Origin of the sequence: Paenibacillus sophorae, from assembly GCF_018966525.1 — a bacterium.
Lineage (GTDB): Bacteria > Bacillota > Bacilli > Paenibacillales > Paenibacillaceae > Paenibacillus_AQ > Paenibacillus_AQ sophorae.
In genome coordinates, this window is the sequence record NZ_CP076607.1 from 5,003,372 (window position 1) to 5,025,737 (window position 22,366).

General features: G+C 54.9%; 17 protein-coding genes. 1 reads left to right on the top strand and 16 read right to left on the bottom strand.

The window, feature by feature from the left end; translation table 11 throughout:
* Position 1: 1 nt before the first annotated feature.
* Both addB and KP014_RS24330 read right to left on the bottom strand, forming a co-directional pair.
* Positions 2-3,505, bottom strand: a complete 3,504-nt coding sequence (gene addB / locus KP014_RS24325; protein WP_036602286.1) for a helicase-exonuclease AddAB subunit AddB — start codon at positions 3,503-3,505, stop codon at positions 2-4.
* A 354-nt stretch (positions 3,506-3,859) separates the two neighbouring features.
* Positions 3,860-5,284, bottom strand: coding sequence for a class I SAM-dependent rRNA methyltransferase (locus KP014_RS24330; RefSeq protein ID WP_036602285.1), 1,425 nt, complete (start codon positions 5,282-5,284; stop codon positions 3,860-3,862).
* A 112-nt stretch (positions 5,285-5,396) separates the two neighbouring features.
* On the opposite strand from KP014_RS24330, the gene KP014_RS24335 reads away from it, so the two are divergent.
* Positions 5,397-6,383, top strand: a complete 987-nt coding sequence (locus KP014_RS24335; protein WP_090834352.1) for a Na/Pi cotransporter family protein — start codon at positions 5,397-5,399, stop codon at positions 6,381-6,383.
* Positions 6,384-6,420: 37 nt separating this feature from the next.
* Here KP014_RS24335 and KP014_RS24340 read toward each other — a convergent pair whose 3' ends face one another.
* The 14 genes from KP014_RS24340 to KP014_RS24405 form a co-directional block, all read right to left on the bottom strand.
* Positions 6,421-8,643, bottom strand: coding sequence for a hypothetical protein (locus KP014_RS24340; protein WP_090834353.1), 2,223 nt, complete (start codon positions 8,641-8,643; stop codon positions 6,421-6,423).
* A 166-nt stretch (positions 8,644-8,809) separates the two neighbouring features.
* On the bottom strand, positions 8,810-10,147 hold the full coding sequence (gene mtaB / locus KP014_RS24345) for a tRNA (N(6)-L-threonylcarbamoyladenosine(37)-C(2))-methylthiotransferase MtaB (protein WP_090834354.1): 1,338 nt from the start codon (positions 10,145-10,147) through the stop codon (positions 8,810-8,812).
* Positions 10,148-10,150: 3 nt separating this feature from the next.
* Positions 10,151-10,915 carry an RsmE family RNA methyltransferase gene (locus tag KP014_RS24350; protein ID WP_090834355.1) on the bottom strand — a complete coding sequence of 255 codons (765 nt, stop codon included), beginning with the start codon at positions 10,913-10,915 and terminating at the stop codon, positions 10,151-10,153.
* Between the two features lie 158 nt (positions 10,916-11,073).
* Positions 11,074-11,754 carry a site-2 protease family protein gene (locus KP014_RS24355; protein ID WP_036602162.1) on the bottom strand — a complete coding sequence of 227 codons (681 nt, stop codon included), beginning with the start codon at positions 11,752-11,754 and terminating at the stop codon, positions 11,074-11,076.
* A 2-nt stretch (positions 11,755-11,756) separates the two neighbouring features.
* Complete coding sequence (gene prmA, locus KP014_RS24360; protein WP_036602160.1) at positions 11,757-12,884, bottom strand: 50S ribosomal protein L11 methyltransferase; 1,128 nt, start codon at positions 12,882-12,884, stop codon at positions 11,757-11,759.
* Positions 12,885-13,060: 176 nt separating this feature from the next.
* The gene (locus tag KP014_RS24365; protein ID WP_036602170.1) at positions 13,061-13,636 is read right to left on the bottom strand and encodes a DNA-3-methyladenine glycosylase I; all 576 of its coding nucleotides are present in this window, start codon (positions 13,634-13,636) and stop codon (positions 13,061-13,063) included.
* Positions 13,637-13,859: 223 nt separating this feature from the next.
* Positions 13,860-15,545 (bottom strand): DUF4179 domain-containing protein, encoded by a 1,686-nt coding sequence (locus KP014_RS24370; protein WP_036602158.1) that lies wholly within the window; start codon positions 15,543-15,545, stop codon positions 13,860-13,862.
* Positions 15,505-16,053 (bottom strand): RNA polymerase sigma factor, encoded by a 549-nt coding sequence (locus KP014_RS24375; protein WP_036602156.1) that lies wholly within the window; start codon positions 16,051-16,053, stop codon positions 15,505-15,507. The genes KP014_RS24370 and KP014_RS24375 overlap by 41 nt, the downstream gene beginning before the upstream one ends.
* Before the next feature lie 133 nt (positions 16,054-16,186).
* A complete protein-coding gene (locus tag KP014_RS24380) occupies positions 16,187-16,639 on the bottom strand; it encodes a hypothetical protein (protein WP_036602155.1) in 453 nt (150 codons plus the stop codon).
* Between the two features lie 168 nt (positions 16,640-16,807).
* A complete protein-coding gene (locus KP014_RS24385) occupies positions 16,808-16,987 on the bottom strand; it encodes a YfhD family protein (RefSeq protein WP_036602168.1) in 180 nt (59 codons plus the stop codon).
* Between the two features lie 55 nt (positions 16,988-17,042).
* Positions 17,043-17,399 carry a hypothetical protein gene (locus KP014_RS24390; protein ID WP_036602153.1) on the bottom strand — a complete coding sequence of 119 codons (357 nt, stop codon included), beginning with the start codon at positions 17,397-17,399 and terminating at the stop codon, positions 17,043-17,045.
* A gap of 201 nt (positions 17,400-17,600) precedes the next feature.
* Positions 17,601-19,622 carry a sucrose-specific PTS transporter subunit IIBC gene (locus KP014_RS24395; RefSeq protein WP_090834356.1) on the bottom strand — a complete coding sequence of 674 codons (2,022 nt, stop codon included), beginning with the start codon at positions 19,620-19,622 and terminating at the stop codon, positions 17,601-17,603.
* A gap of 21 nt (positions 19,623-19,643) precedes the next feature.
* Positions 19,644-21,122, bottom strand: coding sequence for a glycoside hydrolase family 32 protein (locus KP014_RS24400; RefSeq protein ID WP_036589872.1), 1,479 nt, complete (start codon positions 21,120-21,122; stop codon positions 19,644-19,646).
* A gap of 129 nt (positions 21,123-21,251) precedes the next feature.
* Positions 21,252-22,289, bottom strand: a complete 1,038-nt coding sequence (locus KP014_RS24405) for a LacI family DNA-binding transcriptional regulator (RefSeq protein WP_281426477.1) — start codon at positions 22,287-22,289, stop codon at positions 21,252-21,254.
* Between the last annotated feature and the right edge of the window lie 77 nt (positions 22,290-22,366).

Sequence of the window (22,366 nt, forward strand, 5' to 3'; positions counted from 1 at the left end):
ATCACGGTCTGTTTCCTCCTTCGTCTTTGCGGGACAGCATCTCCCAGATTGCGTCTTTGCCCGGCTTGCCTAAATGCTTGTATCCGTTGCCTTCCACGGCCTCGTCGAACTGGCACACCGCTCTATAGGAACAGAACGTGCATGCGGTCTCCTGCTGAATCCGGTAAGGCGTGATGGCTACGTCCCCTTCCGTGATGCGGGTTCCGATTTCCGTGATCGTCCCTCTTACGGAAGACAGCAGACGGTCCCACTGCTCGGGCGTAGCGACGGAAGCACTGCTGTAAAAGCTGCCGTCGCTCTTCAGCGCAACCGGCACGATACTTGAATGTCCCTTGTCCAGGCTCGTATCCATGAGCGAGACGACTTCACGGTCCGCCATGAGCAGCCCCTTCATCTTGAACCGCTTCAGCAGTTCCTGCTGCGCCTGCTCCCGGTTCATGCCGTTTGGCGACGAGAGCAGCGGATCATGGACGTGAAAATACAGCGTTCCCGCCGGAAACGCAGGTTCCCCTAGCCACTCCTCGGCATAGGTTAGCAGCACATCCAGATACGTCAGCATCTGCAGCGACAATCCGTAATACACTTCATGAAGCTTAAGATCCTTGCGGCTGGATTTATAGTCGATGACCCTTAGCAGTATTCCGTTCTCGCCCTCTGCGGTATCAACGCGGTCGATCCTTCCTACGACCTCCATCAAACAGCCGTTCGGTAGTTCAATGCGCAGTGGCGGCAGCGGCTTGCCCGGACCAAAATCCAGCTCGAGAAAAGCGGTATCGAAGCTGCCCCTTCGCGAATGCTCCCCGAGAATAACAGAAGCCCGCCCGACAATATTCTTAAGCTTGCGGGCAATATATCCATAACGCTTCGAACTCTTCAGGATCTCTCCCTGAAGCATTGGCGCCAGCATGTCCACCGTGTCACCGGCTTCCTTCCGGCATTCTTCGGGTGTCAGAGCCCCCCAGCTTCGTCCCTCGCTCTGAAGCTTCGACGCCATGGTACTCAGCGCGGCGTGAAACAGCTGCCCGATATCCGGAGCCTGAAGCTTGTACAGCTGGCGCTCCTTGAGCCGCAGGCCGTAAGAGGCGAAATGGGAGAACGGACAGGAGACGAATTTCTCCATTCGCGAGACGCTTCCGCGCAGCGTGGAGCCGCCGTACAGCCTGAGACTTGTTTCTCTTCGGAGTGGCATACCGGGATTACGGTAAAACAGCGAGCTTATCAAGGTCTGCAAACGCGGTCCCCATACCCCGTTCTCCGCAAACCAATTATAGACCTCCCACCAGATCTGCGGGATATCCTGTCCCTGCTTCCACTGGCGCAGCTGTACGATCAGCATACGCAGAGTCTGCTCGGGATGGCCGATGAAATCGTGATGCTCCTCAGGCGGAGCCGACACCGGAAGACTCTGCAGAGGTATCTCGGCCAGTGACGGATACATCCTGCGCAAATGGCGGATCATTTCCGAAGGAAGCAAGCCTTTGCCATCGTCATCCGTACATGCATAGCTGACCCACAGCTTGCGGGAAGCCGAAGTCAGAGCATCATAGATCAGAAAGCGTTCATCCAGCATTTGGCGGGAAGATCCAGGCGCAAGCTCCATGCCCGCTCCTTCCAAAAGGGAACGTTCCGTCTCGGACAGCACGCCGTCTTCCTGAAACAGCGCCGGTACGACCCCTTCGTTGAAGCCGAGTAAAAAAGCGTACTTGACTCCCGAGACCCGCGTCCGGTCCATCGTTCCGACAAGCACCTGATCAAGCGCCGGAGGAACAAGGCCCATCCGCAGCTCGGCAAGCCCCGTCTCCAAAATTCCAGCGAACATGTCGACGCTCAAAGTCTCCTCGCCCATCATCTCCACGATCTGATCCAGCAGATCAAGGACGGCGCCCCACAGCTGCCGGTGTTCCCGGGCATCCTGAGTTTTCCCTTCTTCCAGCGCTGCGGCGCTCATGTATTCCAGCTTGCGCGCGGCGGCACTGTCTTCCAGCAGCCCGAATACCGACTTACACAGATCAAATCCGCTGCGGCTCTTCTTAATTCGCTGTTCGAAAGCTTTCAGTGGCGCAGTTATCGCCTTCCGGCATCTTTCCATCAGCGGCACCAGCCGGGCGTCGGTCTTTCCTCCGCCTTCCAGCGACAGGCTTGGGATCGCCTTCCATTTGTATTTCTCATCGGTCCAGCGATATCCTTGAATGCCGCAGGCAAGGATATAGTTCTCCAGAGTGTCCATATGGTCCCTGGTCAAGCTGCCGTCCAATGGAAGCAGAAAGCCCGTCTTCACGCAGCGGAACACATCCTCATACCGCCAGCGGCGGCGGACGATGTCCAGCGCCGAACGGATAAACTCCACTAGCGGATGGTGAAGCTCTCCCGCCTTGCGGTCAAGGAAGAACGGTACGCCGTAATCCCGGAAAAGGGCCGGCACAAGATAATCGTAATCCTCCAACTTGCGGACGAATACAGCCATTTCGCCATACTTCGCTCCTTCTTCGCGCGCAAGTCTCCGCATCTCCCGCAGCGCGCCTTCCATTTCCGCGCGCTTGTTCGCGGCCGCCCGGATCGTTATCTCATCTTCCGCTGGCTTCGGTCCCCGGTATGGCAGCCGGCGGTCAAAGCCGCGCTCCAAATGCGCCAAAGCGGGCGCACCTTCAAAGCGCGGCAGCACCGCGGGCGCCAGCACTTCGTCCCTGACATCAAGGCCAAGCTCTTCCGCCATCCCCCTCAGCTTCATGTAAGCGGAGGCCGAAGGATGAAACAGCTCCAGCTCATGCGGCCGGTGCCCGCCGAGAAAGGGCCGGTCGAGCGTCAGCGCGATTGTCATGTCGGCGGCATGCAGCATCAGTTGGCGCAGCACTGTAAATTCGCGGGCCGTAAACCCCCGGAAGCCGTCCACGAAAATAGAGGAACCGCAAACGAAAGAAGAAGAGGGGATCAGCTCCGAAAGCTCGGCCAGCCGGTCTTCCTCGTCAATATACAGATCGGACATGGCCTGCTCCAGATCGGTGAATACGATATTCAAGTCTTCCAGCTTGCCGGTAAGGATCGGACTGCCGACCGCTGACTCCCGTATCCGGGACAGCTGTTCCTCCAGATTGGAGGTTGTAAGGCAGCATCGCTTCAGCTCGGAATGCAGCCGGCTCAACCGGTCCACAAAGCCGGGACGGTCCGACGAAGCGCCGAACAATTTCAATTCTTCCTTGCGCCGGCTCAAAATTTTGTAAAGCAGCATCTTCTTGCCTTCATCGCCGATCGGCACGCCGCCTCTTCCGCCGGTCTCCTGCTTCACCCGGTACGAGAGACGCGGAAAGCTGAGCGTCTGCGCGCGCAGGCTGCCCCGATTGTCACAGGCGCTAAGCAGCCCCTGCTCGGCGCTAAAGGAGCCCTGCTCCGGGACCAGTTGAATGATCGGAGCACCCAAGGGATCCTCACGCAAAGTCGCACAGATCGAGTTCCATATTTTCGTCGTTTTACCGCTGCCCGAACGGCCGATCAAAAACGTCACCGGCATGCTTTATAGACTCCTTCCGCGAATAAAAATACAATTTATGCGTTCTATATATCAGCTCTCCACCCTCAATGGACAGAAAAGCTGTTATTCGTCCTATCATTATATCATACAAACACAAAACAGAACATACGTTTGGGATACTCCCAATATCTAGAGTGGAATCCCAACGTAAAGCGGGAATGGCTTTCACAATATCAAGACCCATGCAAAAGGCTGTCCTTTAGGTCTTGGTCAGACCCTCAAGAACAGCCCGGTAACGCCTGTTAACTGAATCATAAATGATGCTCTGCAGGCGGCAAACATCACGCTGACGGTGATTAACGGCGCCGCAATGGACTATTAACGAATTTGCCCTTACCTCGAGGTGACCTCAAAAATGGCAAACTTCAGGTAATGACCCTCGTCCACACCCAAAATTTGCGGATGATCTTTGCCGGCTGCGCGCCATTCGATCAGCCGCAGCACCTTGCCCGCATCCTCGGCGGCTTCAGCGATCGTCTGCAGAAACAGCTCCGGTCGCATATGGTAGGAACAGCTGGCGGTGACCAAATAGCCGCCTTCGTTCACCAGCTTCATGCCGTGCAGGTTGATGTCCTTGTAGCCCCGGCATGCCCCTTTGACTGCACTCTTCGTCTTGGCGAAGGCGGGCGGATCGAGAATGACGACATCCCAGGTCCGTCCTCCTCCGGCTGTCATCGGCTTGGAGGTATCCGGCTTGGATGCGGATTTGCCTCCTCCCGCATTAGCTGCGGATTGATCCGGTGAAGCCACTCCGGCGTTCACGGCGGCGCGTTCCGCCCGTTCCTCCAGCCCTTTCACCTGGCTGCGCAAATACTGGAAAGCGTCGTCCACGACGAACTCCACCCGGTCGCTGAAGCCGTTCAGCTCCACGTTGGCCTTGGCACTCTCAATCGCGTGGGCGGAAACGTCGAGACAGGTGACCTTTTTCGCCCCGTATTTGCAGGCGTTCAGTGTGAAGCTGCCCGTATGCGAGAAGCACTCAAGCACGGTCGCGCCGTCCCAGTAAGGGAAGGCGACCTCCTTGCCGCTCTTGTTGACGGGAACCGTCCGGCTTAAGCCATGTTCACCCTTAACCTCTTGAAGCGTAATACCGCTGCGCGCTCCCCATCCGGTCATCAGAGGAGCGATGGAAGCGCGGTTCTCCCGCTGGTCGAAGAAATAGCCCGTCTTTTGGCCCTGTTCGATGTCGACAATCAGCTTCAGTCCGTTCTCGGTCACGGTGACGTGACGCGGGCATTCGCCGTACAGAACTCCCGTCTGCAGCTCCAGCCCCTCAAGCTCGCGCACGCCAACATCGCTGCGTTCATAGATGCCTTTCGGCTTCAATACTTGTACCAGTGCTTCGACGATTTCGGCGCGGCGCTTGTCCATTCCGAGCGTCAGCAGCTGCACAACAAGCACGTCGCCGAAGCGGTCGACAATCAGACCCGGCAGAAAATCAGCCTCTCCGTACACCAGCCTGTAGGCGTTCTCCTCGCCAAGAAACCGCTCACGGTGATGCAGACAGCGGGCAAACCGGTCCGCGAAAAAGGCCGTGTCCATCTCCATAAGCGGGCTGTGCGACACGACTCTAATCCTGATCTGCGAAGCCGGATTATAGTATCCGGTCGCTAAGTATTTTCTTTGATGGCTGAGGACGTCCACCAGCCCTCCCTCTACGGGGTTTCCTTCCACCGTCTCCACTTCGTTTCCGTATATCCACGGATGTCCCGCTTCCAGCCTTTTTTTGCGGCTGCGCTGTAAAATGACCGATGCCACTAGCCTCAACTCCCTGTTGTTTGTTAAATATAGGTCCCTTGCTCATGCATGTCCCGGTCACCGCATTCATATATTGGTGTACAACCCTGCTGAAAAGAGGAGAACCGCTGCTATGATTCGCGATGTGCTGTTCCCCGTATTATACGGCATTATTATCTTTCTTGCCGGAATGAAGCTGATGGAGACCGCGCTGTCCAAGCTTGCCGGTCCCCTGCTTATCGGCGTTCTGAACAAAGCGACGGCCACGCCCCTCATGGGCATGGCCTCCAGCAGCCTGCTCACCGCCGTTCTCCAGAGCAGCACCGCTGTAACGGTGCTGTCGATCGGCATGGTCAATGCCGGGCTGCTGACCTATGCCAGGACCCTCGGCATTATACTCGGCAGCAACATCGGCACCTGCCTGACGACGGAGCTGATCGGCCTGCAAATCGGCAGGTTCGCCGCTCCGCTGCTGGCGGCCTCGCTCGCCTTATGGGCTGCGGCCGTCACGCTCGGCGAGCTTCCGCCGTACCGCTCGCATCTCGCGGAAACCGGACGCAGAATCGCCCTGCCGCTTCAGTTCGCCAGCCTGGCGATCGCCGGATTCGCGCTCGTTCTGTGGGGCATCTCCGTTATGCAGTCAATCGGCCCCGCACTGCAGGAGAGCGGCCTCTTCAGTTGGTTCCTGAACCGGGCGGCGGAGAACGCCGTGTGGGGCTTTGCCGCTGGAGCCTGCCTGACGGCGCTGGTACACAGCAGCAGCGCCGTCATCGGCATGGCGATGGGCGTCGCCGCTTCCGGAGCGCTGCCGCCGGAGCTCGGCATCGCTATTGTGCTTGGCGCCAATGTCGGGACCTGCGTCACCGCGGTCATCGCCTCCATCGGCGGCAGTCCGTCCGGCGTCTTTGTCGCCTGGTCGCATGTCGCTCTCAATGTCGGCGGCGCGATTGTGTTCCTGCCTCTGACCGGTCTGATTCAGGAGACCGCCGCCTGGATCGGCGGGGGTCCCGCCGCGCAGATCGCCCACGCGCAGACGCTGTTTAACGTCGCCTGCTCGCTGCTGGCGCTGCCTCTCTGTTACCTGCCTGTATGGTCAAGGCTGGAAAGGCGGCTGCAGTGAGCAGGCCGCCTTTCGTTCATTCTATTTTACCGTTTATTTATTTTACTGTTACCGTTACCGAAACGGTTTTTCCGCCGAACTTCCCTTTAAGTACAGCCGTTCCTTTGGAATAAGCGGCAATGGCTCCGCTTTGGGAAATCGACGCCACGGACAGCTTGGAGCTTGTCCACACGACGCTTCCCGTTACGCTCGCCGTCTTTCCGGTATCATATTCAGCTGTAACAGAAACCGAAGCCGCACTCCCCGGAGACAGCTTGAACCGATTCTCGCTCAACTTCAGCTTGGTCAGTTTCGGGACAACGGATACTTTAACGGTTACCGAAATGCCCTGGTAAGATCCGGACAATGAGGCTGTTCCTTCAGCGAGCGCCTTGATGCTGGCTCCCTTGACGGAAACCACGGCCGTATCGGATGACGTCCAGTTCATGACCGAGGACAGGTTCACAGTCTTGCCTGCCGCTGTATATCCGGTAGCCTTAATGGATTTGGTGTTCTTGATGTTCATTTCCAGAACAGCGGGATCCACCGTGATTTTGACGATTTTTTGCTCAATCTTGACCGGTATGGAGATGCTCTTGTTGGAGTAGGTGCCTTTCAGCGTCGCAGAGCCTTTGACAAGTCCCTTGATGACCTTGCCGGAGCTTGTCTGCTTGATGACGGCATTGCTGCCCGAAAGGGTCCAAGCGATCTCGTCCGTAACATCCTTCTCGTCGCCGTTCTCCATAACGGCGTTCACCTCTGGAAGCTGTGCTTCTTCGCCCGCTACGAGACCTAAATCATCCTCGGGACCGATCAGCACAAGCACCTTGTCCTTTACCGTCAGTACAACATCCACGCTTTTACTGCGAAAGTCCGCCTTGGAGGACACCGTTTGGGCCTCTTTCCATTTCCCCGTAAGATGAACCGTTCCAGCGGAAACCGCCGAGATTTTGCCGTCCTTGATCATGGCGATATCCTCGTTCGCTGAAGTCCACTCTATTTCCTGGTTGATATCCACCGTGGATTCGTCCAGTTTAGTTCCGCTGACCTTCGGAAGTCCAGCGGTATCCCCGGTATATAGCTCAAGCTTCGTACTGTCCGCCTTCATGGCGCTCAGTGTCGGATAAACTGTAAGTTTGAAGCTTTTGGAGCTTCCCTTGTATTCCGCCTTAACCGCCGAAGTTCCGGCTGCCTTGGCGGTAATGACGGTCTCGGTGCCCGTACTCAGCGCCGCCGCAAGCTTGTTGTCCAGGCTGAAATTCGCATCGCTTGTCACATCGATGGTTGAATTCGCCGCATCGCGCACCTCGGCCTTCATCTTCAATGTTTCGCCGATAAACAGTGTCTGATCGCCGGACGGCGTAAGCAGCAGCGCCTCGTAAGGAGCGCGCACATAGACGTCGACCGACTGAGAAACTCCCAGATAATCCGCCTTGATCGTTGCTTTCCCGATGCCAATGGCCTTAATAGCGCCATTCTCCACCGTCACGGCGGATGTGTTGGAGGAAGTCCATTTCGCATCCGCGGTCACATTCTTCACATCGCTCTGTTCGGACGCCTTGGTAAAAGCGCTTAAGGACACGGCATCGTCTCCGATCAACATTTCCAGCTCGTCCACGGCTGCCCCGCCGCTTCTAATCTCCAGCCCGGAATACGGCAGCGCCACGGTCGCCTTGAAGGAAGCGGTAAGCCCTTTGTATTTGGCTGCGATGGTAGCCGATCCTTCGCCGACAAGCTTAAGCAAGCCATCGGATACGGTTAGTACATTTCCATTGGAGCTGCTCCATTCGGCATCTTCCGTCACGTCATTCACAGCCGTTTCCGAATCACCGCCGGCAATGGTCGCCGTGACCTGCAGCAGGCTCCCGCTATCGCCCAGCTTGTAGCTGCCGGAGCCCTCATGTTCCAGCTTCAGATTTTTATAAGGATAAGATACGGATACCTCTATAGTTGCCACCGAATTATTATACGTAGCCTTAATGATGGCGCTGCCGCTGCCTTTTGGTGTCAGCAGGCCGCTGGACACGGTCACCACGCCGGTATCGGACGACGTCCAGACGGCTGCGGCCGTAATGTCCCTCTTGGAGGAGCTTCCTTCCACTGTAGCGAGCACCTTCAGCTGCTTCGGCGTTTGGCCGACTGTCAGTTCAACTTTGGACGCGCTGTCGAATTCGATGGAATTAACATCCCCTGCAGCGGCCCCAGCGCCCGCCGGGAACAGAATTGAAACGAAAAGGGCGACAAGCAGAACCCAATGAGTCATTTTCTTGTTCGATAACATGGTAGGTCTCCTTTGGTTATGAATAGTTTCACAGGCTTCTCCAAACCCTTCCAAATATATCGACAATCCTGTCCGAAATCATTACCCTATTGGAAAAAAATTCATCAAAAATGAAGGGTTCCATCCTCCAGAGAATGAAACCCTTGAATAGGCGGCGGCTTCCCGGCTAAATCGAACGCAAAGCTTCCCCGGCTACGCCGACCAGTTCTCCCCTGCACTCGTTCACACCGGCTTCGGTTATCTTCACCTGACAGAGCTGGCCCTGCAGCTCATCGCCACCTTCAAACAGCACCTGCAGGTAGTTGTCGCTGAAGCCGTGCTGAACATCCCGTCCGGGCGCGCCTTTCGCCGATCTCTCCGTAATGACGCCGACCGTGCGTCCGACGAATCTGCGGGCATACGCCAGCTGCATCTCCTCGGACAAGTCGATCAGCTGCTGTACGCGGTCGTTCTTAATCTCCTCGTCCACCTGATCCTCCATGCGGGCCGCAGGCGTACCCGTGCGTTTGGAATAGGGGAACACATGCATTTCCGAATAATCGACCGCCTTCATAAAATCATACCCTGCACGGAACATCTCGTCCGTCTCCCCAGGGAAGCCCACGATAATGTCGGTGGTGATGGCAACGTCAGGCATCGCCTGGCGGATCAACTGCATTTTGGAAAAATACTCTTCGGTCGTATATTTCCGGCGCATCCGTTTCAGCACTTCGTTGTGTCCGGCCTGAAGCGGAATGTGAAGGTGGCGGCACATTTTGGACGAACGGTTCAGCACATCCAGCAGCTTATCGTCGATCTGGCTCGCTTCAATCGAGCTGATGCGCACGCGCTCCAGTCCGTCCACCTTGTCCAGCTCCCAGAGCAGGTCGGCGAGGCGGTAATTGTCCAGATCGTCTCCGTAGCCGCCGGTATGAATGCCGGTCAGCACGAATTCCTTGTACCCGGCCTCCACCAGCTGATGCGCCTGCTTGACGATTGCTTTCGGATCGCGGCTGCGGGACAGTCCCCGCGACCACGGAATGATGCAGAAGGTGCAGAAATTGTTGCAGCCGTCCTGGATCTTGAGAAATGCGCGCGTCCGCTCCGCAAAGCCCGGCACGTCCAGCTCCTCAAACTCTCGCGTCTTCATGATGTTCCGGACCGCGTTGACGGGCTGGCGCGATTCCCGGATGCTGTTCACATGCCGTATGATCTGGTCGCGGTCCTGATTGCCAATGACCAGATCGACGCCGGGAATGTCCAGAATCTCGCCCGGAGAGGTCTGCGCGTAGCAGCCGGTAACGGCTACAATCGCTTCCGGATTGCGCCGGACGGCGCGGCGGATCATCTGCCGGCTTTTTTTATCTCCCGTATTGGTAACCGTGCAGGTATTAATCAGATAAACATCTGCCTGCCCCTCGAAGTCCACTTGCTCGTAGCCTTCCTGTTTGAACAGCTGCCAGATGCCTTCGGTATCGTAAAAGTTGACTTTGCAGCCTAAAGTATAAAATGCAACGGATGGCATTTTTCAAGCTTCCCCCATTTCTCCGGTTTCATATAAAATGCAGGCCGCGGCCACCATGCCTGCCGTCTCGCAGCGCAGAATGCGCTTGCCCAAGCCGACGGACACCGCGCCTGCCTCCTCGGCCTCCCGGCATTCGTTCTCGCTAAAGCCCCCCTCGGGTCCGACAATGACCAATGCCGAAGCTTCAGCTGTGGCTCCAAGCTGCGCGGCCCACGGTGCAACCGCAGAACGCAGCTGGAGCCCTTCTTCTTTCTCGTAGCAAAAATAGACCGCATCATAGCGATTTACAGTTTTTAGTAGCTGCTTCCAGGTCAGCGGTGCGGCGACTTCCGGAACGATGTTCCGGTGAGCCTGCTCCGCAGCTTCCTTGGCGATTTTGCGCCAGCGCTCCAGCCGTTTGCTCTCCTTGCGTTCGTCGTACTGCACGATGGTTCGCTCCGACAAAAAGGGCAGGAACGCCGCCGCGCCGATCTCGGTGCATTTTTGAATGACGATTTCCATCTTGTCGCCCTTGGGCAGACTCTGGGCCACCGTGATCTTGACACGCGGCTCCTGCGTCATCGGCATGTTCTCTATAATGGAGACGGTGACGATGCCTTCGCCGATCAATGCGATTTCGGCCAGCGCCTCGCGGGACACCCCGTCGCTTACAATCAGCTTGTCCCCGGCCTTGCCGCGCATCACTCTGGCGATATGACGGGCATCCTCGCCGCCGATGGATACGCTGCCTTCTCCGAAATTTTCGGGAGATACGAAATATCGCTGCATGCTTATCAACATCCTGTTCTGTAATTAGAGCTTATTCATTCTTCTATTTCAGGAGAAAACGGCGGCGTCCCTCGCCTACCGGGCCCTGCCGCCGTTTCAATTCAATCACGTTCCATCATACAACGTTTGTTACATGATGAACAGTCCTGCAGATTCATTTACGTAAAAAGTTGATAGAAAAAATTAAGAGTATCCGATCGCATTATAATTGCCCACATACTTAAAGGCCCGATCGTACGCGCCTGAAGCGCGGGAATAAATACGATCAGCAGAAACAAGAACATCGCCCACTGCTCGAACTGCTGCAGTCTTCCCCGGATGGGACGCGGCGCGAGATCCTCGATAATCCGGTAGCCATCCAGCGGCGGCAGCGGGATCAAATTAAATAGAAACAGGAAGAAATTCCAGAAAGTGAATACACTTAAAAACAGCTGTGCAGCTTCCTGCCCCTTACCCGCCGGAATAGCGTCAAAGACGCCTGTTGCAATCAGCACTCCGTAGATCAGGCAGCCGATAATCGCCATCAGTAGATTGCTGATCGGTCCGGCTGCGGACACGATGATGCCCATCAGACGCGGACGGCTGAAGTTATCGCGGTTGACCGGCACCGGCCGCGCCCAGCCAAAGCCCGCGATCAGCAAGAGAATAATCCCGAACACATCAAAATGCACCGCCGGATTCAGCGTCATGCGGCCCAAGAGACGGGCTGTCGGGTCGCCGAACCGGTTGGCAAAATAAGCGTGGCTGAACTCATGCACCGTAAAGGCAATCAAAATCGATACCAGAAAAAACGGCAGCTGATCCAGCGGCATACGAATAATACTTTGCAAAAAATCCATCTTTACCTCTTTCCGGCTGTAAACGCCACCCAATCTTCTTCCTTTGTTACTTCCTTGATTTCAAATCCGGATGCTACCAGAGCCTTTCTTACCAATTCTTCTTTATCTTTATAAATGCCGGATGTGATATAGATTCCGCCTGGCTGAAGGGCCCGGTACACATCATCCGTGAACAGCACGATAATTTCCGCCAAAATATTGGCCACCACTATCTTGACCGGCAGCTTCACGCCAAGTCCATCCTGCGGCGAACCGGAACCGGCTGTCTGGCCGGTGTCTTCAGCACGGCTACTTCCGTCCGCGCCGCCGAATATCGGTGCATCCTCCCCTGCCGCGCCGTCCGCCTCCTGCGTCTGCGCCGGTCTGGCAGAGGGCCACATCGCTCCGGCGGGAGTCTCCGCTGCGCCTTCGCCGCCGAGCAGGGACAAGAGGTCGCTCTCTTTTACCGTTATGGAACCCGAGAGAGCGTTCAGCTCCACGTTCTCCGCAGCGCTCTGAACGGCAACAGGGTCAAGATCCAATGCAAGAACGGACCGCGCGCCGAGCAGCACCGCGCCAACGGCCAGAATGCCCGAGCCCGTGCCGACGTCGATCACTTCTTCTCCGCCGGAGATCGCTTTCTCCAGCGCCCTCAGACAGAGGGCGGTCGTGGGATGGGTTCCCGTACCGAAGGCCATGCCGGGATCCAGCTCGATGATTTTCTCCTCCGGACTCGCAGGAGTATATTCCTCCCACACCGGCTTGATCGTCAGCCGTTCGCTGACCCGAAGCGGCTTGAAATATTGCTTCCAGGCATGAGCCCATTCATCCTCGTCGACCGTCTTCCAGCTGATGTCGGCCTTGCCCGGATCGATGCCGAATTCCCGCAGTTCCATAACGCGAGGCGCAATCTCCGCGCAGATGCTGTCCATCGGCGATCCTTCCGTGAAGTAGCCCTTGATCACTGCTTCCCCTTCGGGAATATCATTCAGCGGCTCGTCATAAAGCTCCCCGTAGCGCGTGTCGCGCGTCTTGTTCAGCGTGCCGGATTCCTCAATCGAAACTCCGCCCGCTCCAGCTTCCTGGAGCAGCGCGGATATCATCTCCTGCGCTTCTTCGGTTGTATGTATCGTCAATTCATGCCATAGCATTGCGGTCCTGAAGCCTCCTAAAAGATTTGATAGCATACGCTTCTTCGATGTGCTTGTTCCGCATTTCCCAAACGGAAGTCGTAGTTATTATACCTTACCGCCGCGCCATGCGCCAAACCCGAAGGCCCGCTATGGGCTAACCCGCGACCAAGAAAGCCAGCCTGATAGAGCCAGCGCTAGCCTTCCTGCACGCCTTCCTTCCAGCAAATGCAGTCCCGTACATGATCATTCACCATTCCGGATGCCTGCATGAACGCGTAGCAGATTGTACTGCCGACGAACTTCATGCCTTTCTTTTTCAGCGCTTTGCTCATAGCATCGGACTGCGGCGTCGACGCGGGAACATCCTTCAGGCTCTCTCGGTCCCCCGCGACCGGCGCGCCGCTGACAAAGCTCCACAAATAACGGCCAAAGCCGCCCTCATCCCGGGAAATTTCGCCGTATACGCGCGCGTTATTAATAATGGCCTTGATTTTGAGACGGTTGCGTATGATTCCCGCATTATTCATCAGCTCTTCGATTTTTGCGTCATCATACCGGATGATTTTCTCCGGGTCGAACCCGTCGAAGGCCACGCGATAATTCTCCCTTTTTTTCAAAACTGTGTACCAGCTCAGGCCCGCCTGCATCCCTTCCAGCATCAGCAGCTCGAACAGCTTGAGGTCGTCGTACACCGGCTTGCCCCATTCTTCGTCATGGTAAGCTATATAAAGCGGATCGCTGTTTACCCACCCGCATCTTGTCACATTCATTTCATTCATCCCTTCCAGCAGAGTCCCGTAAGTTATAAGACTAATGACAAGCTCAGCGCTTGTCAATTCCCACCGGTGAAACACCTAATAGAGCTATGCTTGAGCAATGGTCACAACATAACCGTGGGTACAGCGGGTTCGGCGCGGCTGATGCGGCTGGGACTCCCTCTGGCATTAAAAAACGGGCTTGCCAAGGATACCCTTGACCTGCCCGTTCATTGATTTATTGCGCCGGACTGCCGCTCTGCGTCGGCCCGGGTCGCAGCGTGACCCTTGTTACTTTTTCCGGATCGTCGATTGTGTAATAAAACATATGGATTTCCGCTTCCGTCCCCTGAAAATTCTTGTAAACGTCGATGGCTTTGTTATTGCCGTCCCCTGTAAAGTTGGCCGTGAGCGGTTTTCCGAGCAATCTCTCTTTGCCCCGCATAATATAAGTCTGGTTAATGCCGCCGAAACGGGCATCTTCGCTTCCGGTTTCCACGTACAGGTCGGCCCCCTGCCTGTAATAGGTCCACGTTACCGGATAACCGCCGATCGTTGTTTCCAGCGTCCGCTTTTTATCGGATATTCCCGTCAATTGAAAAGAAGTTTGCTTGTCTTCATGAACGGTTACTTTGTGCTTGCCCACAAAAATAATCGGTGTATCGGCGGTCACCTTCAGATCGAGCGGCCGCTCAATACGCAGGCTGATCCGATAGGGATCCATTGGGGAGTAATATCTCGGGCCTTCCAGCGTTTTCCCGCCAACTTCCAAACTATATTTTTTATAAGGAATTTCCTGATATTTCTCCCGGGTTCTGATCACGATCCGAATCTGCGTCGGCGTAATGACCATCTTCTCCAGCGTGCTGCCGCTGTCGCCCGCTTCCAGCGGTAAGTTAAGCGCTGTCTGTATCGTTCCGCTTTGCATTTGTTTTTTGCTGAGCTGCAGATCAAACGTCCACGGGCCGTCCACCGTCCGCTCCACCCGCGTATACTGCAGTTTGAACACCGTCTTTCCACCAGGAATGGCCTTCGGGTCAAAATACTGCTGCGAGGTATAATTTCCGCTTCCATCCGGCGTGCCAAAGGTCCCCCCGGGCAGCGGCTTCACTTCCGTTCCGTCCCGGTAAGCTACAATCTGCGGAAAGGTCCACGACTTGACTTCCGGACGGTCGAACGTGACTGTGGAGGCAAACATCATTTTATCCGGGCCTTGCGTAAACGGCTGAATCTTTATTTTTTGCATTCCGTCCCGTCCGATGGTGAAGCTTTGCGGCTCCTGGGAAGCGGGATCCAGTTTGATTTCCTGCTCCTGCTGGCTGTATTTCCGCAGTTCCTCCGCAACCAACTGGACTCGCTCGTTATCCTGAGAAGGCGTCCAATCGGTCTCGAGAATACCATAGTATCTCTTATTGCTTAAATCCCACCTCAGTAAGTTGGACACTTCCGCCTCGATCGGATTTCCTTCGGCATCCCTCAGTGAGAAACCCTTGAAATTCCAAAACTCCTCCGGCGGGCGGAACCCGGCATCCAGCGTGTACAAAATGACGGTCCGGTTATCGTCAACTATTGCCGTGCGCAAGGTCATGGTAATGCCCTCCCTGGTGACGGACCGCTCCAGCGTTTGACCCATGTTTTGCTCAAGCGCCGCCTGAATGCCGCTTTTCCCATTTAGCAGATAGCCTAAGTCATAATGTATGGCGGCATAGACGGGAGCGGCGACAAGCAGAGCTCCGAGGGTTGCGGCAACCGCAATTCTCTTCACCTTCCGCTTCCGGACGAACGGAGCGGCGAGGGTCCCTCTCATTTCCGGTCCGGCAGGGACGGTCTTATCCATCCTTTCCCACATAGCGCCAAAGTCGGGATAAGGCACTTGTTCATCGTCATTTAACCGAAGCATGAGCTCGTCTTCCAGCCTCTTCATAGTTCCCCTCCTCTTCTGCATGTCCTTCCTTTTCAAGCATCTTCTTCATCAGTCTCAGCCCTTTATGCAGCCTTGATTTAGCCGTTCCCACCGGAACGGACAGCATCTCTGAAATGTCGGACAGGCTGAAATCATGCATATACCTCAGTGTAATGGCCGCCCTGATCTTGACGGGCAAACGTTCCAGATAAACGGCCCATTCCCCCGCCGTCTCCCGGTCCTCCACAATCCGATCCACCGGCTTGTTTGCGTCTCCGGCCAGAAGATGCCGATTGTCTTCAACCTTCAGCTTCAATTTGCGTCTGCGGCTCAGATGATTCAGACAATGATTGACGGCGATTTTCAAAATCCACGCCTTTGGGTTCCCGAGCTCTTCCCGGCGGCTGCGGAACGCGGCAATAAACACGTCCTGGCATAAATCTTCGGCGTCCGCCGCGTTATGCACCATATAATAGCAGGTTCTGTACACATCCCGGTTGTAAGTCTCGAACAGCTCACGGTCATCCAAAACAAGAGCCCTCCTTTCCTGTCGGTTTCGTCTATATAACAATCGGTGAAGCAAAAAGGTTCATTTTTAGGGAGGCCGGTATAAAAAAAGGAGCCGGCTCCAGGCCGCCCCCCAAACACGATGTTCTCATTTCTTATTCAAACCATTTCAACAGGTGGTACGGCAAATAGTTGCCGATCCCGACTGTCCCGCCCGGGCTGACCTTAACTCCAACTCCTCCGCCGAACTTAGTGTTGTCCGCTTCCAGCTTACCGGCCTGAATTTTATCCCCGGAAAAGCGAACTTCAAGTTCACTTCCGTCCTCCAGCGTTAATGCCGCTCTGGCCTCGGCACCGATTTGCAGCTGGTAGACAGGCCGGCCGGTATTGTCTTTAACCGCAAATACGCCGGGAACGGAATTAACGATATTCGAATGCGGACTGCCGACGGGTTCATTCTTCAAAATGTCAAACACCGGTGCTTCCTCCAGATCGAGCAGAACGCTGACTTTGAGACCATCCGGGGCCGATTCAAGAATAAAATAGCGGTTCGCAAACGACAGCGGTATTGAATACTCCTCGAATTGATAGCCTAAAATAAGTGTCATTTTATGTATCCCTCCCAAACATTCACAATTCGACGCCGGGAGGCGGAACCCTTCTCATAGAGCATCTTGTTTTTCCCAGCGGCTCCATTCCGGAGCTGCCGGCGCAGGCTGAAATGAACCTCCTAATCTGGCGGATTCGCCAAGATTGGGAGGTTCGTTTAAGTCAGCCTATTCTTCTTCCTCTATGATCTCGTGAAGCTGTCTTCGGTCCGCTTCCTGCGCCCGGCCCTGAGCCTTAATGTCGTCCCTGTCCGCTTCCGCCGCAGAAAATTCCACATCCTCATTCTTGGCTTCGAACAGTTTCTTGAGCTTCTCGTTCTTGGACAGCACTTTTGAATTTCTGACCATTCCGCAAAACATCCCCTTTCCTATTCAAGTAGAAACCATTTCCAGGCAGAGACAATCAGATCACGCCTCCAGCTTCCTCAATGATGGACAGAGCCTGGTGAAAAGAGCCCTCATCAACCACGACGGTCAGCAGAATATCGCGTCCCGTCGGTCCTCCAGACCCGCCATGGCTCATACCGCTCGCACTCGGATCAGCGGCGGCCATTACGCCTGCGTCGGGATACCCGGCAGCAGCAGTTCCCAGGCTTGAAATTAAGCCGCTGGCCGGGTCAGCATGGGAAGTGAAGCCTCCACCGTAGCGGCTGAAGCGGTCGATAGACATATCAACGACCCGCAGCGACTGAAGCTTGCGCGAGACGCTTTCCGCTTCCTCCGGACTTTTGAAATAGGCGAGTATATTTTTTTCAGACATGATTTCGTCGCACGCTCCTCTTCGAATGCGGATAACTACAACACCGGATTTCAGGCTTAGAGTGTGCAGATAAGCGTCAATTTATCCCTTGAAGCGCACGATCCAACAGAAAAATGACAGCGCATTCAATCGCTCCATCCCCTTATAAGGGAAGACCATTATTAATCCTCCAAGAGTACAACCCCATGCTTTTTTCTCGTCTCAGGCATGGTTGGCAACCGCATAGTTCACTTTCATAATCCGGTCAGCGGCTGCGGTTACATTTCCGGATGAAGCGATGCTAAAATCAAGCACGCCTTCAATTCCGTTTGGAATAATTACAGGAGTAACAGTGGACAATCCCGCTCTGCGGATCGTTTCCGGGTCGAATTCGATCAGCAGCTGTCCCGCCTTCACTTGATCGCCAGTGTGAACGTTCAGTGTAAATCCTTCGCCTTTTAAAGCTACTGTGTCGATTCCAACATGAATCAGCACCTGCACCCCGCTGACATGCTCCAGAATCACCGCATGCTTGCTCTTCTCCATAACATGTGCCACAACGGCGTCAAAAGGAGCATACACCTTCCCTTCATCCGGCTGGATCGCAATACCGTCTCCCATCTGTTTCTCGGCAAAGGCCGGGTCGGGCACCTGTCCCAGATCCACCAGCGTTCCGCTTATAGGAGACAGCAGGGAGAGCGTTCCGGGAGCATCCGCCAAGGCAGCGCGATCTTTAGCAAAAATCGGAACCTTTGTTGGCTCCGCAGCCTGACCGGCGGTGTCCCCGGAGGCTTGAGCCGCCGCACCCGCTCCGGGGGCACGGCCTGTTTCTGCCACTGGCAGCTCCTCAGGGCCTTCCGATACGGCATCACGGTAACCGAACATCCAGGTGAGAACGAAGGATACAGCCATGGCGGTAAGATTGCACAATATATACAGCGGAAGCTGACCGTTCATATAGAGCAGGGTACCGGGGATAACGGTGATCGCCATACCCGTAGCGGACAGTTGAACCAGGGAAGCCAGAAATCCACCTACTGCGCCGCCGACAAGCCCCATGATGAAAGGCTTCATGTAGCGCAAGTTCACCCCGAAAATAGCAGGCTCGGTAATCCCGAGAAAGGCCGACAGCGAGGATGGCAGCGCTAGAGCCTTCAATTTGAGATTCTTCGTCTTCAGCCCAACCGCGAGACATGCCGCGCCTTGAGCGGCCATTGCGCATGTAATAATGGCGTTGAATGGATTGGAGCCCGTCTTCTCCAGAAGCTGAATTTCCAGAAAATTAAAGATATGATGCACGCCTGTAACAACAACAATCTGTTGAAAGAAACCGATCAGCAGACCGGCAATGCCAAACGGCAGTCCAAGCAGATAGGTGGTTCCATTTAGGACAACGGTTTCAAGGGAGTGAAACACAGGTCCGATTGCGAATAATCCAAGCGTGATCATGATCAGCAGCGTAAGGAAAGGCGTAAGAATCAAATCAAGCGCTTCCGGAATGCGCTTACGTAAAAGTTTCTCTAATTTAGCCCCAAGCAGGCCGATGAAAAAGGCAGGCAGAACGGAGCCCTGGTAACCAACGACAGGAATGAATCCGAGAAACGTAAGAGGCTCGGCGGTCCCTCCTGCAACAGCATAGGCATTAGGCAGCGCCGGGTTTACCAGCATAAGTCCAAGAACGATCCCTAGTACGGGACTTCCCCCGAATACCCGGAACGCTGACCAAGCAACAAGAGCGGGCAGGAAGGCAAAGGCCGTGTCGGTCAAAATCTGCGTGAACAGCAGAAAGTTCGGCGAGATATCTTCCGGAACGGCTCCGAACAGGGAAAGAATCTGCGGCTGAGTTAGGAGACCGCGCAGGCCCATGAACAGGCCGGTCGCCACCAGGACGGGAATAATGGGGACAAACACGTCCCCGAACGTGCGAATGGCCCGCTGAAGGGAATTACCCGCTTTTTTCCCCTCCTGCTTGAGATTCTCCTTGGAAGTACTTTCAATACCAAGCCTTTCCACTTCCTCAAAGATCCGGTTGACGGTGCCCGTACCAAATATAATCTGATACTGCCCCGAGTTGAAAAAAGCTCCTTTTACCTTATCGATACTCTCCGTACGTTTCTGGTCGATCAATTCTTTGTCGCGTACCATGATACGCAGGCGGGTAGCGCAGTGCGCAAAAGAAACGATATTTTCTCTTCCTCCAACAGCCTCTACAACCTGCTCGGCGATTTTTTGATTTTCAGACATAGTTATCTTGGCCTCCCCTAATTATTGAGTATCCCATTTTACAGCGTCAATCGCCACCCTGCCGCCTTCTGCGAAGAAGTTGACTCCCGTGCTTTCCCGTTCAGGAAAAATCCTCGCCGTGAAGGTTTCCTCCCCGTCATTCACAAAGACTTCTACCGAAGAAATGTCCACGAACAAATGCAGCGTCAGCGTTCCGTCCCGAAGCTGCAGCGGGCATCTTCGTTCCGTTCCGTATTCCAAGGCGAAGCTTTGTCCGGAAAGGGAACGGTCCAGCACCAATTTCCCCTCAGCGCGGTCGTAATAGATTACCGTTCTCTCATGCCGGCCTGCCCGGAATTCGATGCCGAAGCGGTTCGCTTTCGTCTCCCGGATATGAACCAGCATCTCATACGCGGTGCCTGCAAGCTCTACAATGGACAGCGATTCGTTATTCACAACCGTGCTTACTTCGGTCTTGCAGCCCCTAAGCTTCACCAATTCCCGAACCGGGCGCTGAATCAATCTGCCGTTCTTAAGGCTTAACTCCCGGGGAAGCGTCAGGCAATGCGCCCAGCCATGATCATCTGTCGGATAATCGATTTCAGGAAGCCCCATCCAGGCCGTCAGCAGACGTCTGCCATCAGGAGCCTGTGTCGTCTGCGGAGCGTAAAAATCAAAGCCTCTGTCCAGCTCACGGAACTCGCCGTGGTGAAATTCCCGGTCAGCCAAGTTAATAGGCCTTCCAGTCAGATAACCTGACTGATAGATGTTACGGCAACGGTCGCCCTGCGGGGACAGTCCCTGCGGCGAGAACAGCAGGATTCCCGTTCCATCCAGCTCAAAATAATCCGGGCATTCCCACATAAAGCCGAATGATTTCAAGTTGGTGCCGATCTCCCCTTCAAAATGCCACTGGCTCAGGTCCGGCGAGCGAAACAGCACCACACTCCCCGTATTGTCGAGGCGCTGCGCGCCGATTACACAGTAGTAGCTTCCGCCTTCCATCCACACCTTTGGGTCTCTGAAATGATCGGTATAGCCGCGGGGAACTTTAAGGATAACCGGCTGCTCCAGCTTGTTTATAACCCCATCCGGCTCCATAACGGCCATACACTGAAAGGGATGTCTGATCCAGTCTGGACTGCGGGTATTGCCTGTATACATCAGGTACAGCTTCCCATCTTTCTCAATGGCGCTTCCCGAAAAGGCTCCGTGCGAATCGAAGGGTCCGCCAGGAGCGATGCCAATCCCACGATTCTTCCAGTGAACGAGGTCGGAAGAAGAAGTATGATACCAATACTTCATGCCATGCCCTGTTCCCAGCGGAAACCATTGGTAGAACAGATGATATTCCCCTTCAAAAAAGGCAAAGCCGTTAGGGTCGTTAAGAAGCCCCGCCACGGGTTGGATATGGTACTTCTGCCTCCAGGGACTACGCTCCGCCAACTGTTTCAGCGATTCCCACTCCCCCTTCTCCGCCTGATCGATTCGCCGATATAATTGCGTTCTGCTCATTTTCATCATTTGCTCCCCTTGACCGGAACCGGTTCCAACTATTATAAAAAAAATTCGGAACCGGTTCCAACCAGTTTAATAAAAATGCCTCTCCAAAGATAAATTCGAAAAGGCTCGGAACCGGTTCCAAAGTTATTATATGATGCGTCCCTGCAAATTGTCAACGCTTTCTCTACCGACAATCTCGCAATTCAACACCGTTACCATTTCTACAGGCTCCCGGTTTACTAGAGAAATGATATTTTCGGCGGCAAGCTTGCCGGCCCGCTTATAATGATATTTTACAGTCGTTAAAGCCGGATGTATGATTTCGGTGACATCGTACCCCCCGAACCCGGTTACGGAAAGGCCGGACGGAACAGGAATCTGCTTCAAAAAGGCGGCCTTCATCACGCCCAGCGCGATATTGTCGGTTGCGCAAACGATGATCGTGGGCATCCAATCCTCCAGTAATCGTTCTGCGGCGGCTACCGCCTCATTCATTCTGAAGCTGGACTCGTAATATCGGACCTCGCAGTCTTTATACTCGTCCAGCGCTTTTCTAAAGCCTTCCTTGCGCATTACTCCCACTGCGATATCCTGTTCGGTAACCCCCAAATAAGCGATGCGGCGGTGGCCTTTATTCAGGATATGCCGGCCCATCATATAGCCCGCATGAAAATCGTCATGGACTACACTGTGAAGCAATGAATGCTGCTGACCAATCATGACAACCGGAATTCTGCACTCCCGGATCGCTTTCAAATGCTGCTCCGTAATTTGCGCCGCCAGCAGCAGCAGGCCGGAAATTTTCTGCCGCGCCAGAGCGTAAATCTCTTCAATCTCCCGGTTCATATCCTGATTGGCACTGGAAATAAGCAATTGATACTGCCGTTCCCGGAGTTCTTCGTCGATTCCCATCAAAGTCTGCGAAACCGCAAACGAATCGAGCCGGGGAACGATGGTACCAATAATGCTGGTCTTCTTCGCTTTCAGGCTTTGAGCGAACGTATTGGGCACATAATTATGCTGCTTGATAATACGCTCAATCTTTTCCCTTGTCTCTTCACTGACTGATCCACCGTTAAGGTAGCGGGAGACCGTGCTCTTAGCCACACCCGCAGCCCGGGCAATATCGATTATGGTCTTCATTCTTTGGCTCCTTGCTGCATTTTGCCGGCGTTCGCCGCGCACTTGTACTCCATTATACAACAAACGGCAGCCGCTCCGGTAAAAGAGGGACTGCCGTTTGTAATATGGACCAAATAAGG